This is a genomic window from Streptomyces sp. NPDC058751 (genome assembly GCF_042746485.1).
GTDB lineage: Bacteria > Actinomycetota > Actinomycetes > Streptomycetales > Streptomycetaceae > Streptomyces.
The window spans coordinates 25,267-40,560 of record NZ_JBHYPZ010000068.1; the positions used below are offsets into that span (position 1 = coordinate 25,267).

The window sequence follows — 15,294 nt, forward strand, 5'->3', positions numbered from 1 at the left end:
GGGGCGTCAGAGGCGCTCGGGCGTCCTGATGCCCAGCAGGGCCATGCCCTGGTGGAGCGTGCGGGCGGTCAGGCCGATCAGGAAGAGGCGGTTCTCCTTCAGCTCCGCGGTCTCCGCCTTCAGGACCGGGCACTGGTCGTAGAACGTGGTGAGCAGCGAGGCCAGCTGGTAGAGGTACGCCGCGAGCTTGTGGGGCTCGTAGGCCGCCGCCACCTCCAGGACCGTCTCGCCGAACTGGTCCAGGTGCAGACCCAGCGCCCGCTCCGCCGGGGCCAGTTCCAGCTCCGGGTGGGCGACCGGCGCGGCGCCCTCGGACTTGCGCAGGATCGACCGGATACGGGCGTACGCGTACTGGAGGTACACGGACGTGTCACCGTTCAGCGAGACCATCTGGTCCAGGTCGAACTTGTAGTCCCGCACCGCCGAGGTGGACAGGTCCGCGTACTTCACGGCGCCGATGCCGACGTACCGGCCGTTCTCCACGACCTCCTCGTCGGTCAGGCCCACCTTCTCGCGCTTCTCGCCGACCACGGCCGTCGCCCGCTCGACCGCCTCGTCCAGCAGGTCGACCAGCCGGACCGTCTCGCCCTCACGCGTCTTGAACGGCTTGCCGTCCTTGCCCAGCACCGTGCCGAAGGCGAGCTGGTGGGCCTTGACGTCGTCGTTCAGCCAGCCGGCCCTGCGCGCGGTCTCGAAGACCATCTTGAAGTGCAGGGACTGCCGGGCGTCCACGACGTAGATCAGGCTGTCGGCCTTCAGGTTGACGACACGGTCGCGGATCGCGGACAGGTCGGTGGCCGCGTAGCCGTAACCGCCGTCCGACTTCCGCACGATCAGCGGCACCGGGTTGCCGTCCGGGCCCTTCACGTCGTCGAAGAACACGCACAGCGCGCCGTCCGAGCGGACCGCCACGCCCGACTCCTCCAGGAGGCGGCACGTCTCGTCCAGCATGTCGTTGTAACCGGACTCGCCGACCACGTCGGGGTCCCGGATCTCCATGTCCAGCTTGTCGAAGACCGAGTAGAAGTAGATCTTCGACTCGTCCACGAACTTCTGCCACATGGCCAGCGTCTCGGGCTCGCCCGCCTGGAGGTCCACCACCCGGCGCCGCGCCCGCGTCTTGAACTCCTCGTCGGAGTCGAAGACGGTCCGCGCCGCCTTGTAGAGCCGGTTCAGGTTCGACATGGCCTCCTCGCCGGAGACCTCCCCGCCCTTGTGGTCCAGCTCGTGCGGGTGCTCGATCAGGTACTGGATGAGCATGCCGAACTGCGTGCCCCAGTCGCCGATGTGGTGCCGGCGCACGACGGACTCGCCCGTGAACTCCAGGATCTGCACCACCGCGTCACCGATCACCGCGGACCGCAGGTGCCCGACGTGCATCTCCTTGGCCACGTTCGGCTGCGCGTAGTCGATGACCGTCGTGCCCGGGTTCTCCGCGAGGGGCACCCCGAGGCGCTCACCGTCCGCGTACCGCTCGGCCAGGTTCGACACGATCGCCCGGTCGGTGATCGTGATGTTCAGGAAGCCGGGCCCGGAGACCTCGATGTCCTTGATCACGTCACCCGACTCGACCCGGGCCACGACCTGCGTCGCCAGCTCGCGCGGGTTCGCCTTCGCCTTCTTGGCGAGGGCCAGGATCCCGTTGGCCTGGAAGTCGGCCCGGTCGCTTCGGCGCAGCAGCGGGTCCGCGGAACCGGCCTCCGGCAGGGCTGCCGAGAGGGCGTCCGCGAGGCGCTGGTGGACGGAAGCGGTGAGGGACGTGACCGAGGCCATGGAGTGGCTGCCGTTCTGCTCGGGTTCCGGAGAGTGCGCGTACACGATGAGTACGAGCTCAGTACAGGAAAGCCAGTATCCCACGCGGTGAAAAGCCGTTTTCGCGGTTCGGGCCCCAGCTGGGAGAATGGGCGCGTCAGCCGTACTCGTGTATGAGGAAGAAGGACGTGCCGATCGTGGCTCAGAGCACCGAGACCACCGACTGGGTCTCCCGTTTCGCGGATGAGGTCATCGAGGAGTCGGAGCGTCGGGCCCCGGGCAAACCGGTCGTCGTCGCGTCCGGCCTCTCCCCCTCCGGCCCGATCCACCTCGGCAACCTCCGCGAGGTCATGACCCCGCACCTGGTCGCCGACGAGATCCGCCGCCGCGGGCACACCGTGCGCCACCTGATCTCCTGGGACGACTACGACCGCTACCGCAAGGTCCCCAACGGCGTGGCGGGCATCGACGAGTCCTGGGCCGAGCACATCGGCAAGCCGCTGACCTCCGTCCCGGCCCCGGCCGGCTCGGCGTACCCGAACTGGGCCGAGCACTTCAAGGCCGCCATGACCGAGGCCCTGGCCGAACTCGGCGTCGAGTACGACGGGATCAGCCAGACCGAGCAGTACACCGCGGGCACCTACCGCGAGCAGGTCCTGTTCGCGATGAAGCACCGCGGCGACATCGACGCGATCCTCGACCAGTACCGCACCAAGAAGGCCCCCGCCAAGAAGCAGCAGGGCCAGAAGCCGGTCGACGAGGCCGAGCTGGAGGCCGCCGAGGGCTCCGGCGCCGCCGCCGAGGACGACGGCAGCTCCACCTCCGGGTACTACCCGTACAAGCCCTACTGCGGGCAGTGCGAGAAGGACCTGACCACCGTCACGGCCTACGACGACACGACCACCGAGCTGTCGTACACCTGCTCCGCCTGCGGCTTCGCCGAGACCGTCCTGCTCAGCGAGTTCAACCGCGGCAAGCTGGTCTGGAAGGTCGACTGGCCCATGCGCTGGGCCTACGAAGGCGTGATCTTCGAGCCCAGCGGCGTGGACCACTCCTCCCCGGGCTCCTCCTTCCAGGTCGGCGGCCAGATCGTCGGGATCTTCGGCGGCGAGCAGCCCATCGGCCCGATGTACGCCTTCGTCGGCATCTCCGGCATGGCCAAGATGTCCAGCAGCAAGGGCGGGGTCCCCACCGCGTCCGACGCGCTCCAGATCATGGAGCCGCAGCTGCTGCGCTGGCTCTACGCCCGCCGCCGCCCCAACCAGTCGTTCAAGATCGCCTTCGACCAGGAGATCCAGCGGCTCTACGACGAGTGGGACAAGCTCGCCGGCAAGGTCGCCGACGGCTCGGTCCTCCCCGCCGACGCCGCCGCGTACAGCCGTGCCGTCGGTACCGCCGCGGGAGAGCTGCCCCGGACCGCCCGCCCGATGGCGTACCGCACCCTCGCCTCCGTCGCCGACATCACCGCCGGCGCCGAGGACCAGACCCTGCGCATCCTGAGCGAACTCGACCCCGAGAACCCGCTCGCCTCCCTGGACGAGGTCCGGCCCCGCCTCGACAAGGCCGAGACCTGGATCAACACCCAGGTCCCCGCCGAGGAGCGCACCGTCGTGCGCGACGAGGCCGACGCCGAGCTCCTGAAGTCCCTCGACGACCAGGGCCGCGAGTCGCTGCGCCTGCTCCTCGAAGGACTGGAGACGAACTGGTCCCTGGACGGCCTGACCCACCTCGTCTACGGCGTTCCCAAGGTCCAGGCGGGCTTCTCCGCCGACGCCACCGCCAAGGAACTCCCCGCCGAGATCAAGGTCGCCCAGCGCACGTTCTTCGCGCTGCTCTACCACCTGCTCGTCGGCCGTGACACCGGGCCGCGCCTGCCCACGCTGCTGCTGGCCGTGGGCCAGGACCGGGTGCGCAAGCTGCTCAGCGCGTAGGTCTCACCACGGTCGGCCCGGTTCTCGCCGGAGCCGTTCCGAAAGAAGTTCACGCCGAAGGGGCGCCCGGATGTCCGGGCGCCCCTTCTGTGGCGTGACACCTGTGGTCCGCCGGTACCCGCATCCGCTCTCCAGGGGATGCGGGCACCCGCTCGACCAGCGGTGCCTTGGGGGCACTCCCGTCCCAACGCCGGGGGTGCCCCTAGTTCTTGCTCTGTCCTGCCAAAGTGTCCCCTTTCGGGCGCACGCTCATACCGCGAGCGGTGGGTCCCAGTCCGGTGGCCGCTCTGCGACTTAGTTTAGACGATGGGGCCTGTTAAATACGAATACTTGTCGGTACTACTCTCCTCGCAGGAGTCGGCGGACGCTGTGGGCGGCCGTCGCGTCTTGAGGAGGGCATCTCGCATGACAGCAGCACCCCCGGCCGGAGGGCCACCTCCCACCGCCGGACCGGCCGACGACGCAGGGGCCGGCAGACCCGTGGCGGGCAAGCGGAAGCGGATGATCGCCCGGGGCTGGACCCAGGCGGCGGTCCTCGTCACGCTCTGCGGGTTCTTCGTCCTCGGGTTCCTGGCGATCCGGACCTACCAGGCCCAGCCCCCGATACCCGACCGCACGGTCACCGCCGACGGCGAGGTCGTGTTCACCGGGGACGACGTCCGCGCGGGCCAGGAGGTCTTCCTGCGCACGGGCCTCATGCAGTACGGCTCGATCTACGGCCACGGCGCCTACCTGGGTCCCGACTTCACCGCCGACTACCTCGACCGCAGCGCCAGGTCCGTGCAGAAGTACTACGGCGGCGCGGACTCGAACGACGCCCGCGAACGGACGGTGGAGGACTACCGCACCAACCGCTACGACGACAAGACCCGCACCCTGGTGTGGACCGACGCGCAGGCCGCCGCCTTCGCCGAACTGACCGAGCACTACGCCGACCTGCTGGGCCGCCCCGACGGCAAGCAGGGGCTGCGGCCGGACGCGATCACCGACCCGGCCGAGATCCACGACATCACGGCCTACTTCGGATGGACGGCGTGGACCGCCTCGGCGGAGCGCCCCGGCCACGACTACTCGTACACCAACAACTGGCCCTCGGAACCCAAGGTCGACAACAAGCCGACCGGCCACACGGTGACCTGGAGCGTGCTGTCCCTGGTCTTCCTGCTGGTGGGCACCGGAGTGCTGTTCGCCGCGTTCGGGCGCTGGAACTTCCTCGGCTGGCACCACCGTGACCACCGGGAACTGCGCTTCCACTCACCCGACCAGGTCCGGCTCACCCCGGCGCAGCGCGCCACCGCCTGGTTCTTCCTCACCATGGCCGGACTGTTCCTGGTCCAGGCCCTGCTCGGGGCGGCCACCCAGCACTACCGGGCGGACCTCGGCAGTTTCTTCGGCATTCCGCTCGACCGGTGGCTGCCGTACAACCTCGCCCGCACCTGGCACACCCAGCTGGCGATCTTCTGGGTCGTCACCTCGTTCCTCGCCATCGGCATCTTCATCGCCCCGCTGATCGCCCGCGGCTGGGAGCCCCGCAGGCAGGCACTGCTGACCAAGACGCTGCTCGGCGCGCTGGTCGTCGTGGTCGTCGGCAGCATGCTGGGCGAACTGGCCGGTCAGCGCGGCTGGTTCGGCGACCTGTGGAGCGTCCTCGGCAACCAGGGCTGGGAGTACCTCGACCTCGGGCGGCTGTGGCAGGTACTGCTGACGCTCGGCATGGTCATCTGGGTCGTGATCCTCTTCCGCGGTCTGCGCCGCAGGCTGAGGCAGGAGAGCGTCGCCAACATGCCGTGGCTGTTCTTCCTGGCCGCGCTCGCCCTGCCCGCGTTCTACGCCGTCGGGCTGCTGGCCACGCCGCACACGCAGTTCACCGCCGCGGACTTCTGGCGCTTCGTCGTGGTGCACCTGTGGGTCGAGGACTTCATGGAGCTGTTCACCACCGCGACGGTCGCGTACCTCTTCGTCCTGCTGGGAGTGGTGCGCGAGCGCGTGGCGCTGTCCGTGATCTTCCTCGACATCGTGCTCTACGGTGCGGGCGGCGTCATCGGCACCATGCACCACCTGTACTTCTCCGGCGAACCGGCCGAACACCTCGCGCTCGGCGCGACGTTCTCCGCGCTCGAAGTGGTGCCGCTGCTGTTCCTGACCGTCGAGGCGTGGAGCTTCCTGCAGATCGGGGCGCGCCGCCGCTCGGCATCGAGCACGCCGTTCCCGCACCGCTGGGCGGTGATGTTCCTGGCCGCAGTCGGCTTCTGGAACTTCCTGGGCGCGGGGGTCTTCGGCTTCCTCGTCAACCTGCCCATCGTCTCCTACTACGAGATGGGCACCGGCCTGACGGCCAACCACGCGCACGGCGCCATGATGGGCGTCTACGGCATGCTGGCGGTCGGCTTCGCCGTGTTCGCGCTGCGCTACTTCATCCCCGAGAACCGCTGGTCGGACCGCTGGCCCCGGCTCTCCTTCTGGTGCCTCAACCTGGGCCTCGCCTGGATGACGTTCGCCACCCTGCTGCCCAGCGGTGCCCTGCAGCTCTACAAGGTCGTCGAGAGCGGCTACGCCGACGCGCGCAGCCTCGGCTACCTCCAGGGCGACACCAACGTGTTCCTGGAATGGCTGCGGCTCCCGGGTGACGTGGTGTTCCTCGTCGGCGGCATCCTGCCGCTGCTGTGGATGACCTGGCTCGGCGTGCGTCACCGGGCCCGTGCGACCAGGCAGCCGGAGGACGCCGAGCAGCCGCTGCTGTTCACCGAGGTCGGCCCGGGTACGGACGAAGGGGCGGCCGAGGCCGACGAAGCGGTGGCGCCGTGACCGCGGAGGTGCTGCTGGCCGCCGGGTACGTCGGGGTGCTCCTGGTCGTCGCCCTCGGACTGGAGGTCTACGGGCGCCAGACCACCAGCGCCTGGGCGTCCCGCATCTTCGCCGGGTACCGGCGTGCGGTCGAGGACGCCCCGGCCCCGGCCGACCCCGACGACTGGCCGCACTCGGAGGTGGGCCGCTTCCACCGGGCCGTCTCCCTGTTCGTCTCCGTGATCGCGGTCGTGCTGGCGGGCGCGGAACTGGTCCGCCACCACCGGCCGGCGGAAGCCGTGGTCCTCGTGGCGGTCAGCGTCCCGCACGGTCTGCTGGCCGTCGTCCTCGTGAGGAGGCTGCGCAGCGCGAAGGTGCTGCCGCCCGAACAGGCGGTGTGATCAGGCGGTGTGATCGGCATGCGCGAAGAGTAGAAACAGTAAACATTGTTTCTACTCTTCGCGGTTGTAGGATCGATTTATGGCCACGAAGCGACAGCTCACCGACCCCGGCACCGCCCCGGCGCAGCGGGGGAGACGGGCCGCCGTCCTCCAGCTCCTGCGCGAGTCCGGCGGACCGGTGGGCGCGGCCGAGGTCGCCGAGCGCGTCGGCGTCCACCTCAACACCGCCCGGTTCCACCTGGACGCCCTGGTCACCGAGGAACTGGCGGCGCGCGGCACCGCACCCCGTGAGGAACCGGGCCGGCCGAAGGTCGTCTACTCCGCCGTCGAGAGCGAGGGTCCCGACGGTTCCCGCAGCTTCCGTCTGTTGTCGGACATCCTTCTCGGCGTCGTGTCCGCCTCGGTGGACGACCCGGTCGCCGCCGCCACGGAGGCCGGCCGCACCTGGGGCGCCTATCTGACCGACCCGCCCGCGCCCACCGAGCGCGTCGGCGCGGACGAGGGCCGGCGCCGCCTGGTGGCGACCCTGGAGGGCATGGGCTTCATCACGGAGGAAGCGGGCCCGGCCACCGATCCGGGTGCGGACGCGGGTGCGGGCGCCGACCCGGGTGCGGATGCCGACGCGGACGGCGGAAGGGACCAGCGGCTCCAACTGCACCACTGCCCCTTCCGCGAGGTCGCGCAGCGCCGCCCGGACATCGTCTGCGCCATCCACCTCGGCCTGATGCGGGGCACCGTCGAGGTCCTGCGCACACCACTGGTCGCCGAGAGCCTGGAGCCCTTCGTCACCCCGCACCTGTGCGTCGCGACGCTGAGGCGTACGGACCCGGAGGCCGAAGGCGGCTGAGCCGTCCGCGGCCTCCCGGAACGGAGCGCCTGGGACCGGACAGGTCCTAGGCGATGTGGTCCTCCTCCAGCTCCGCGTTGAAGCGGTTCTGGAAGCGGTCCGTCAGGCTCTTCAGCGCGCTCGGGCTGAGCGCCGTGCCGTAGGTGGCCTCGATGTTGTCGCCCAGCACCCGCGGCGTGGGGAAGCTGCCGTCTATCGACTGACGGAACACCTGGTAGTACGCCTCCTCCTGGGCCTTCTCGTCCAGGACCGCAGCCTGCTCCTCCCGCGGGGACGGGATCGGCAGCTGCTCGGGACCGCCGCCCTCACCGAGCTGGCGCGTACGGCCGGGACCCGCCGGGATCGGGAAGGTGCCCGTCTCCTCCGGGCCGGGCTCGTAGGCCTGCGCCTGCTGCTCGGCGAACCACTGCTGGTACTGCTGCTCCGCCGCGTACGCCGGGTCGTAACCGCCGTCGTACGGGATCTCCTGGGGATCCATGGCCGCGAACCACGGGCTGGACTCCGGCCCGGCGGACTGGCCCTGGCCCTGGTACTGACCCTGCCCCTGGTACTGGCCTTGGTACTGGCCCTGTCCCTGGTACTGGCCTTGACCCTGGTTCTGGTTCTGGGGCTGGTTCTGGGCCTGGTTCTGCTGGGCGTACGCGGCCTGCGGCTGGGGCTGCGGCTGTGACCGCTGCTGCTCGCCGCCGCCGTTCGACTCCAGTTCCAAGGGCTCCGGCGCCGGGGCGGCGGCCGGGACGGCCGCCTGGACGGCCGCCTGGACCGGGGCGGGCGCGGGCGCCGGCGGCAGCAGCGCGGGCTCGATGCCGGCCGCGGCGAGACCCGCCGGTGCCGTCTCCGCGAGGGGAACGCCGTAGCGGGCCAGGCGCAGCGGCATCAGCGCTTCGACGGGGGCCTTGCGGCGCCAGGAGCGGCCGAAGCGGGAGTGCAGGCGGGCCTGGTAGACCAAACGTTCCTGCTCCAGCTTGATGACCTGTTCGTAGGAACGCAGCTCCCACAGCTTCATCCGGCGCCACAGCAGGAAGGTGGGGACCGGGGAGAGCAGCCAGCGGGTGATGCGCACGCCCTCCATGTGCTTGTCGGCCGTGATGTCGGCGATCCGGCCGACCGCGTGCCGGGCCGCCTCCACCGCCACCACGAACAGGATCGGGATGACCGAGTGCATCCCGACGCCCAGCGGGTCCGGCCAGGCCGCCGCGCCGTTGAACGCGATCGTCGCCACCGTCAGCAGCCACGCCGTCTGGCGCAGCATCGGGAACGGGATACGGATCCAGGTCAGCAGCAGGTCCAGGGCGAGCAGGACGCAGATGCCCGCGTCGATGCCGATCGGGAAGACGTAGCTGAAGTTCCCGAACCCCTTCTTGATCGCCAGCTCACGGACCGCCGCGTACGAACCGGCGAAGCCGATCCCGGCGATGACGAGCGCACCGGCGACGACCACGCCGATGAGAACCTTGTGCATCCGTGTCAGCTGTATGGGCGCGGCCACCTGTACTCCCCTCCCTTGCGTGTTGTTGCGCGCAACAGAGTGGCACATGTGTGTGGCATACGGATGCGCGGTATGGAAGGAGCCCGGTTCCGGTGGGAACCGGGCCCCGTGAACTTGTCTGCCGGAGCCCCGGCCGGGGCTCCGTGGCCGGTCGCGGCCCGGTCAGCTCTTCTTCGTCGCCGACTGCGACGGCGAGGCGCTCTTCGAGCCGGTCTTGGACGTGCTCCCGGCGGCGCTCTTGGACGGCGAGGCCGACGGCGCGGACGAGGACGGAGCCTTCGACGAGGAGCCCGGCTCCGACGAGCCCGTGCCCGCCGCGCCGCCGTCCCCGTTCGCGGCGGCCACCGAGGCCACCGCCTCCTTCGTGGCCTTCTCGGCCGCCTTCAGCAGCGCGGCCGCGTCCGGGGTCTTCTCACCCGCGAGCCCCGCGCCGTTGTAGTCGACCGTCACGACCACGTTCTCCACGCGCGCCACGATCGTCTGCTGCTTGAAGGAGCCTTCCTTCTTCTTCAGGCCGTAGCGCACGGACGTCGCCTCGTCGCCCGTACCGGTGACCGGCGCCGACTTGCCGTCCAGCGCGCCCTCCACCGTCTGCGCGGCCGTGACCTGCTTCTGGAAGTACTCGTGGGCCTGTTCCTCGCCCGAGCCGCGCGCGTCCGAGTCGAAACGCAGCAGCGCCACGTTCAGCCAGCGGAACTGAGAGCCCTTCACCCCGTTGTTGTCGAGGCTGTCCCAGTTGCAGTTGCCGCGCTGCTTCGGCTCGTCCAGCTTGCCGGGCTTGCCCGTGCTGGAGCCCTTCGGTATGAGTTCGTCCAGCGTCTTCTTCGACAGCGCCGAGCACGCCTCGGGCAGGGTCGTGTACGCGGCGGGCTGGATGGCGGGGGTCGAGGCGGTCTCGGACACCGTCGGCCCCGGGGCCGCGCTCTCGTTCTTCTGCGCGTCGTCACCGGAGCCGGAGTCCGAGGAACAGCCCGCGACGACGAGCATCACCGGGACGGCGGCCGCGCTGACAAGGATGCGGGTGAGTCGCTGTGCTCGGCCTGCTCGCTGTACTGGTCGGTGCATGGTTCCTTCACTCGTGGCGCTCGTGGTACGGCCGCACATGGGGCGTGCGACCGGTCGGGTCCGAGGGGCCACGGTACGCGGTGGGGCGCCGGGGCGGTTCCCGTTCGGGGGGTTTGCGCCGGGGCGCCCCCATCGGCCGCGTGGGCGCTAGCCGTTGAGCCGGGAGGCCAGTTGCTGGGCCAGTTTCTGCGCCCTGTCCTGCATTTCCTTGCTGTCGGGGGCGTCCGCGGAAGCCGTCGGCTGCTCGGCGTATTCGATCGTCACGATCACGTTGGACGTGCGGAACACCACAGTCACCGTGCGCTGCCGGGCCGTCGACGAACCGGTGTTCAGCTTGTCGTCGAGGAACGCCTCGTCGCCGAGGTCGTCGAGTACGCGGGACTGGAGCTCGGCCGGGGTCTGCGAGGCGGAGGGGGCGGACGGCGCGTCGGACGGTGCGCCGGAGGGGTTGTCCGAGGGGTTTCCGCTCTTGCCGCCGTCGCCGTCGTCGCCCTCGGCCGGGCCGCCGGAGCTCGGGGTCGGGCTCGGGCTCGGGCTCGTGCCGGCCTCGCCCGACGCGGACGCGGCGGGCTCCGGGAGGTCGGCCGCCGTCAGCCTGGCGGCGTAGAGGTCCTCGGCCTTGCCCTCGTCGCTCACCGTGTTGTCGTACGAGACCACGCGCTCGAAGTCGACGAAGAGGTGGTCGGTGCCGGTGGCCGACGTCACCTTCCAGTCGCAGCCGTCGCGCCGGTCCGTGTCGTACGTGAGCGTGGCCTCGCCCTCGTACGCCTTCTCCTGCTGCGTCTCGTCGGTGGTCTCCTGGATGCCGGGCAGCAGCTCGTCGAGCGTGTCGCGATCGGCCGCGGCGCACGCCTCCGGGAGGGTGCGGTACTTGCCCGGCTGGGCGACCGGGGCCGTCGTGCCGGTGCCGCCGCCCTTGGAGTCCGGAGCCGAACCGCCCACGCCCGAACCGCCCGTGCAGCCCGCCAGCACCGCTGCGAGGAGCACAGCGGCGCCGGATACATACGCCTTCCGCTGCACGGTCAGGCTCCTCTCGACGGTTCCCGACGGCGCTTCGGCCCGGGTGTCCTGTGGTTATTGGGTTGCCGCGCGGGGGCGGCTCCTGGAGACAATGTGTATCGCACGCACAGCCGTGGACGCCGGTCCGTTGTCCTATACGTCGACCTGGGCGCCGGTTTTGCGATTTAAGACTTCTGCTGGTTCTGTGTGGATAGAGGACTATATGTCGTACGTAGAGATGCCGGGGGCGCAGGTCCCCATCCGCATGTGGACCGACCCCGCCTCGGTCGAGGACGTCGCGCTGCGTCAGCTCCAGAACGTGGCGACCCTGCCCTGGATCAAGGGGCTCGCCGTCATGCCGGACGTCCACTTCGGCAAGGGCGCGACGGTCGGCTCCGTCATCGCGATGCAGGACGCGGTGTGCCCGGCGGCGGTGGGCGTCGACATCGGCTGTGGCATGTCCGCGGTCAAGACTTCCCTCACCGCCAACGACCTGCCGGGCGACCTCTCGCGGCTCCGCTCGAAGATCGAGGAGGCGATCCCGGTGGGCCGGGGGATGCACGACTCCCCGGTCGACCCGGGCCGCTTCCACGGCCTGGCCACCGCCGGGTGGGACGACTTCTGGGGGCGGTTCGACGGAGTGGCGGACGCGGTGAAGTTCCGCGAGGAGCGGGCCGTGAAGCAGATGGGGACGCTGGGCAGCGGCAACCACTACATCGAGCTCCTGTTCGATTCTGAGGGTGTGGTGTGGCTTACGCTCCATTCCGGTTCCCGGAACATCGGCAAGGAACTCGCCGAGCACCACATCGGTGTCGCGCAGAAGCTCCCGCACAACCAGGGTCTGGTCGACCGGGACCTCGCGGTCTTCGTCGCGCACACGCCCCAGATGGCGGCGTACCGCAACGACCTGTTCTGGGCCCAGGAGTACGCGAAGTACAACCGCACGCTCATGATGGCGCTCCTCAAGGACGTGGTCCGCAAGGAGTTCAAGAAGGCGAAGCCGGTCTTCGAGCCGGAGATCAGCTGCCACCACAACTACGTTGCGCAGGAGCGGTACGAGGGGATGGACCTGCTGGTCACGCGTAAGGGCGCGATTCGTGCCGGCCGCGGGGAGTTCGGCATCATTCCGGGCTCGATGGGCACCAGCTCGTACATCGTCAAGGGTCTCGGCAACGAGAAGGCCTTCAACTCGGCTTCGCACGGAGCGGGTCGACGCATGAGCCGGAGCGCCGCGAAGCGCCGTTTCACGACGAAGGACCTGGAGGAGCAGACGCGGGGCGTGGAGTGCCGTAAGGATTCCGGTGTCGTGGACGAGATCCCGGGCGCCTACAAGCCGATCGAGCAGGTGATGGAGCAGCAGCGCGACCTCGTGGAGGTCGTGGCGAAGCTGAAGCAGTTCATCTGCGTGAAGGGCTGATGCCGGCGAGGCCCCGGCCCCGGGGCCTCGCCGTTCGAGCGGTCAGATGTCGGCCGGGAGAGGTGTCTTGCCGGTCCGCAGGCGCCAGAGGCGGATGTAGCAGCTCTTCTCGGTCCTGCCGAGTTCCTTGGCGGCGGCGGCGTCGTTCTTCAGCGCCAGCAGCACTCGGTCCTCCGGTTCCGTCCAACGGCGGCGGTCGGGTGCGATGCGCATGTCGGCCGGGCGGGACCATGTGCCGAGAGACGCAGCGGCAGTCCGCTTGCGGTCCAGTGACAGGCAGTCCGGGTAGTAGAGATGGGCGGCCAGTTTCTGGGCCGCTTCCTTTGTGTACAGGATGTTGAAGATGCCGTCGCGGGTGTTGCGCCTGGTGGACCGCTCGGCTCCGGTGATCTTTCCTGCGTAGGAACACAGGTAGGTGCTGACGGCGGCGCTGGCGGTGGTGAGCGAGACGAAGGGGAGGCCCTTGGCCGTGAAGCCCAGCGAGCCGTCCGCGTCGATCATTCCTCGGAGATAGTCGCGCTGCGAGAACGGGACGCGAGGGGGTGCGATGGTCCTGGACTTGCGGCCGTACGGCAGGCCGAGTTCGTTCAGCTTCGTCCTTGCGTCGAGGGCGCACAGGGTCCAGATGGAAGATTCGTGCGACGCGGCGAAGTTCGTGGCTCGAGTCCGTCCCCTGATGCTGCTGTTGTACGGGGTCAGGCGTTGGAACTCGCGCAGAATGTCGACGTCGCGAGCGCTGAGTTCGACGGTCATGCGCCCTTTCCGACCCGTTCCCCCGGAGAGATGCCCATCGGCTTGCAGGAAGCCGAACATGTAGGCGTACTCGGGGTTTTCGAGGTCCATGAAACCCGTTGCCGTGCTGCGGGTCTGCTCCGGAGCGCGGGGGACCGCGTTAGGCTCGCGTTCAGCCACCAGGAAGCCTCACTTCCGTGCTGGTCAGGCCCTCGGGCGGGATGGCAGTCCCGGCCGAGGGCCGTCGTGTTTGATGTTGTGGCGCGAGCCTAGGTCGGGGGTTCGGGGGACGTGCGGGTGATCGAGTGAGTTCACTCGTGTGAGTTATGTCCGGAACAGGTCTGCTTTGTTCTCGGGTGGTGGGTCATTTCGTGGACATGACCGCGTAGATCATGACGAAGGCCACGATGTGGATGCCGAAGAGGAAGTACGCCAGGTAGTACCAGACATACCGTTCGCGCTTCTTCTCCAGGGCCAGGCGGGCCTGTTCGTCGGCCGGGGGCGGCGGTTGGGGCGCCTGTTGCGGCTGCTGCGGCGGCTGTGGGGCGGGTGTCTCGTCCGTTGTCACAGTTCTCGGTGGATCTTTGTGTTCGACGCCTGGGCGCGGGGGCGGACGACGAGGAGGTCGATGTTCACGTGGCTGGGGCGGGTGACGGCCCACGTGATCGTCTCGGCGACGTCGTCGGCGGTGAGGGGCTGGGCGACGCCCGCGTAGACCTTGGCCGCCTTCTCGCTGTCGCCGCCGAAGCGGGTGAGGGCGAACTCCTCGGTCTTGACCATGCCGGGGGCCACCTCGATGACCCGGACCGGCGTGCCGACGATCTCCAGGCGCAGGGTCTCCGCGAGCACGTGCTCGGCGTGCTTGGCGGCCACGTAGCCGCCGCCGCCCTCGTACGTGCCGTGGCCCGCCGTGGAGGACAGGACGACGACCGTGCCGTCGCCGCTCGCGGTGAGCGCCGGGAGGAGGGCCTGGGTGATGTTCAGGGTGCCGATGACGTTCGTCTCGTACATCTGGCGCCACTGGGCCGGGTCGCCCGTCGCGACAGGGTCGGCGCCGAGCGCGCCGCCCGCGTTGTTCACCAGCACGCCGATCGTCTTGAAGGCGGTCGCGAACTCGTCGACCGCCGTGCGGTCCGTGACGTCCAGGGCGTACGCGGTGGCCTGGCCGCCCGCCGCGGTGATCTCCTCCGCCAGTGCCTCGATGCGGTCCTTGCGGCGGGCCGTGAGGACGACGCGGTAGCCCTCGGCCGCGAGCTGCCGGGCCGTCGCGGCGCCGATTCCGCTGCTTGCACCGGTGACGACGGCGATACGGGACGGGGCGGCGGGAGTCATACGGCTGCTCCTCGGAGGTGTCTGCGGTATGCGGTCTGCGGGTTTTCTCCGGCCAGGATAGGCGGGGCTCAACTGCCTCCTCGGGGGGCGTACATGATCACGGCGGCTCCGGCCAGGCAGATCAGGGCGCCGGTGACGTCCCAGCGGTCGGGGCGGTAGCCGTCGGCGACCACGCCCCAGGCGAGGGAGCCGGCCACGAAGGCTCCGCCGTACGCGGCCAGGACGCGGCCGAACTCGGCGTCCGGCTGGAGGGTGGCGACGAAGCCGTACAGGCCGAGCGCCATCACTCCGGCGCCGATCCAGAGGGCGCCGCGGTGTTCGCGGACGCCCTGCCAGACGAGCCAGGCGCCGCCGATCTCCAGGAGGGCGGCGAGGGCGAAGAGGAGCGCGGAGCGGGCGATCAGCATGGGGTCACTGTGTCAGGGGGCTCGGCCGGTGGGTGGGGCGGAGCCGGGCCGGTGGGTGGGTCGGGGCCGTGCCGGTACATCCGCCCGTCGCCGTTGGACGGAGATGTGAGCGTCGGTGGCGACGGGCATGTGATGTAC

Annotated in this window: 13 protein-coding genes; 5 read left to right on the forward strand and 8 right to left on the reverse strand. The window is 69.9% G+C overall.

Annotated features, from left to right (window positions below; all coding sequences use genetic code 11):
- Window positions 1-6: 6 nt before the first annotated feature.
- Window positions 7-1,773: an arginine--tRNA ligase gene (gene argS / locus ACFW6B_RS38905; protein WP_386604247.1), complete on the reverse strand. Its 1,767-nt coding sequence runs from the start codon at window positions 1,771-1,773 to the stop codon at window positions 7-9.
- 167 nt (window positions 1,774-1,940) lie between these two features.
- On the opposite strand from argS, the gene lysS reads away from it, so the two are divergent.
- The 4 genes from lysS to ACFW6B_RS38925 all read left to right on the forward strand — a co-directional run bounded on the left by lysS (window position 1,941) and on the right by ACFW6B_RS38925 (window position 7,715).
- Entirely contained in the window at window positions 1,941-3,683 is a 1,743-nt protein-coding gene (gene lysS, locus ACFW6B_RS38910; protein ID WP_386604222.1) for a lysine--tRNA ligase, read from the forward strand.
- A 405-nt stretch (window positions 3,684-4,088) separates the two neighbouring features.
- Entirely contained in the window at window positions 4,089-6,488 is a 2,400-nt protein-coding gene (locus ACFW6B_RS38915) for a nitric-oxide reductase large subunit (protein WP_386604224.1), read from the forward strand.
- Window positions 6,485-6,868, forward strand: coding sequence for a hypothetical protein (locus ACFW6B_RS38920; protein ID WP_386604226.1), 384 nt, complete (start codon window positions 6,485-6,487; stop codon window positions 6,866-6,868). Before ACFW6B_RS38915 ends, ACFW6B_RS38920 begins: the two co-directional genes overlap by 4 nt.
- Before the next feature lie 79 nt (window positions 6,869-6,947).
- The gene (locus ACFW6B_RS38925; RefSeq protein WP_386604228.1) at window positions 6,948-7,715 is read left to right on the forward strand and encodes a helix-turn-helix transcriptional regulator; all 768 of its coding nucleotides are present in this window, start codon (window positions 6,948-6,950) and stop codon (window positions 7,713-7,715) included.
- Window positions 7,716-7,761: 46 nt separating this feature from the next.
- On the opposite strand, the gene ACFW6B_RS38930 is transcribed toward ACFW6B_RS38925, so the two are convergent.
- The 3 genes from ACFW6B_RS38930 to ACFW6B_RS38940 all read right to left on the reverse strand — a co-directional run bounded on the left by ACFW6B_RS38930 (window position 7,762) and on the right by ACFW6B_RS38940 (window position 11,289).
- Entirely contained in the window at window positions 7,762-9,204 is a 1,443-nt protein-coding gene (locus tag ACFW6B_RS38930) for a DUF2637 domain-containing protein (protein WP_386604230.1), read from the reverse strand.
- Between the two features lie 162 nt (window positions 9,205-9,366).
- The gene (locus tag ACFW6B_RS38935) at window positions 9,367-10,269 is read right to left on the reverse strand and encodes a DUF3558 domain-containing protein (RefSeq protein WP_386604232.1); all 903 of its coding nucleotides are present in this window, start codon (window positions 10,267-10,269) and stop codon (window positions 9,367-9,369) included.
- Between the two features lie 147 nt (window positions 10,270-10,416).
- On the reverse strand, window positions 10,417-11,289 hold the full coding sequence (locus tag ACFW6B_RS38940; RefSeq protein WP_386604234.1) for a DUF3558 domain-containing protein: 873 nt from the start codon (window positions 11,287-11,289) through the stop codon (window positions 10,417-10,419).
- Window positions 11,290-11,491: 202 nt separating this feature from the next.
- On the opposite strand from ACFW6B_RS38940, the gene ACFW6B_RS38945 reads away from it, so the two are divergent.
- Window positions 11,492-12,685, forward strand: coding sequence for an RtcB family protein (locus ACFW6B_RS38945; RefSeq protein ID WP_386604236.1), 1,194 nt, complete (start codon window positions 11,492-11,494; stop codon window positions 12,683-12,685).
- A gap of 42 nt (window positions 12,686-12,727) precedes the next feature.
- Here ACFW6B_RS38945 and ACFW6B_RS38950 read toward each other — a convergent pair whose 3' ends face one another.
- The 4 genes from ACFW6B_RS38950 to ACFW6B_RS38965 form a co-directional block, all read right to left on the reverse strand.
- On the reverse strand, window positions 12,728-13,597 hold the full coding sequence (locus tag ACFW6B_RS38950) for a hypothetical protein (protein ID WP_386604237.1): 870 nt from the start codon (window positions 13,595-13,597) through the stop codon (window positions 12,728-12,730).
- A 184-nt stretch (window positions 13,598-13,781) separates the two neighbouring features.
- Window positions 13,782-13,985: a hypothetical protein gene (locus tag ACFW6B_RS38955; RefSeq protein ID WP_386604239.1), complete on the reverse strand. Its 204-nt coding sequence runs from the start codon at window positions 13,983-13,985 to the stop codon at window positions 13,782-13,784.
- Window positions 13,982-14,749 carry an SDR family NAD(P)-dependent oxidoreductase gene (locus tag ACFW6B_RS38960; protein WP_386604241.1) on the reverse strand — a complete coding sequence of 256 codons (768 nt, stop codon included), beginning with the start codon at window positions 14,747-14,749 and terminating at the stop codon, window positions 13,982-13,984. Before ACFW6B_RS38960 ends, ACFW6B_RS38955 begins: the two co-directional genes overlap by 4 nt.
- A 68-nt stretch (window positions 14,750-14,817) precedes the next feature.
- Entirely contained in the window at window positions 14,818-15,156 is a 339-nt protein-coding gene (locus tag ACFW6B_RS38965; protein WP_386604243.1) for a YnfA family protein, read from the reverse strand.
- Between the last annotated feature and the right edge of the window lie 138 nt (window positions 15,157-15,294).

Excerpts from the sequence above, each read along its gene's own strand:
- argS (WP_386604247.1), bottom strand. The coding sequence starts at position 1,773 with ATGGCCTCGGTCACGTCCCTCACCGCTTCCGTCCACCAGCGCCTCGCG.
- ACFW6B_RS38915 (WP_386604224.1), top strand. The coding sequence starts at position 4,089 with ATGACAGCAGCACCCCCGGCCGGAGGGCCACCTCCCACCGCCGGACCG.
- ACFW6B_RS38925 (WP_386604228.1), top strand. The coding sequence starts at position 6,948 with ATGGCCACGAAGCGACAGCTCACCGACCCCGGCACCGCCCCGGCGCAG.
- ACFW6B_RS38935 (WP_386604232.1), bottom strand. The coding sequence starts at position 10,269 with ATGCACCGACCAGTACAGCGAGCAGGCCGAGCACAGCGACTCACCCGC.
- ACFW6B_RS38945 (WP_386604236.1), top strand. The coding sequence starts at position 11,492 with ATGTCGTACGTAGAGATGCCGGGGGCGCAGGTCCCCATCCGCATGTGG.
- ACFW6B_RS38960 (WP_386604241.1), bottom strand. The coding sequence starts at position 14,749 with ATGACTCCCGCCGCCCCGTCCCGTATCGCCGTCGTCACCGGTGCAAGC.
- ACFW6B_RS38965 (WP_386604243.1), bottom strand. The coding sequence starts at position 15,156 with ATGCTGATCGCCCGCTCCGCGCTCCTCTTCGCCCTCGCCGCCCTCCTG.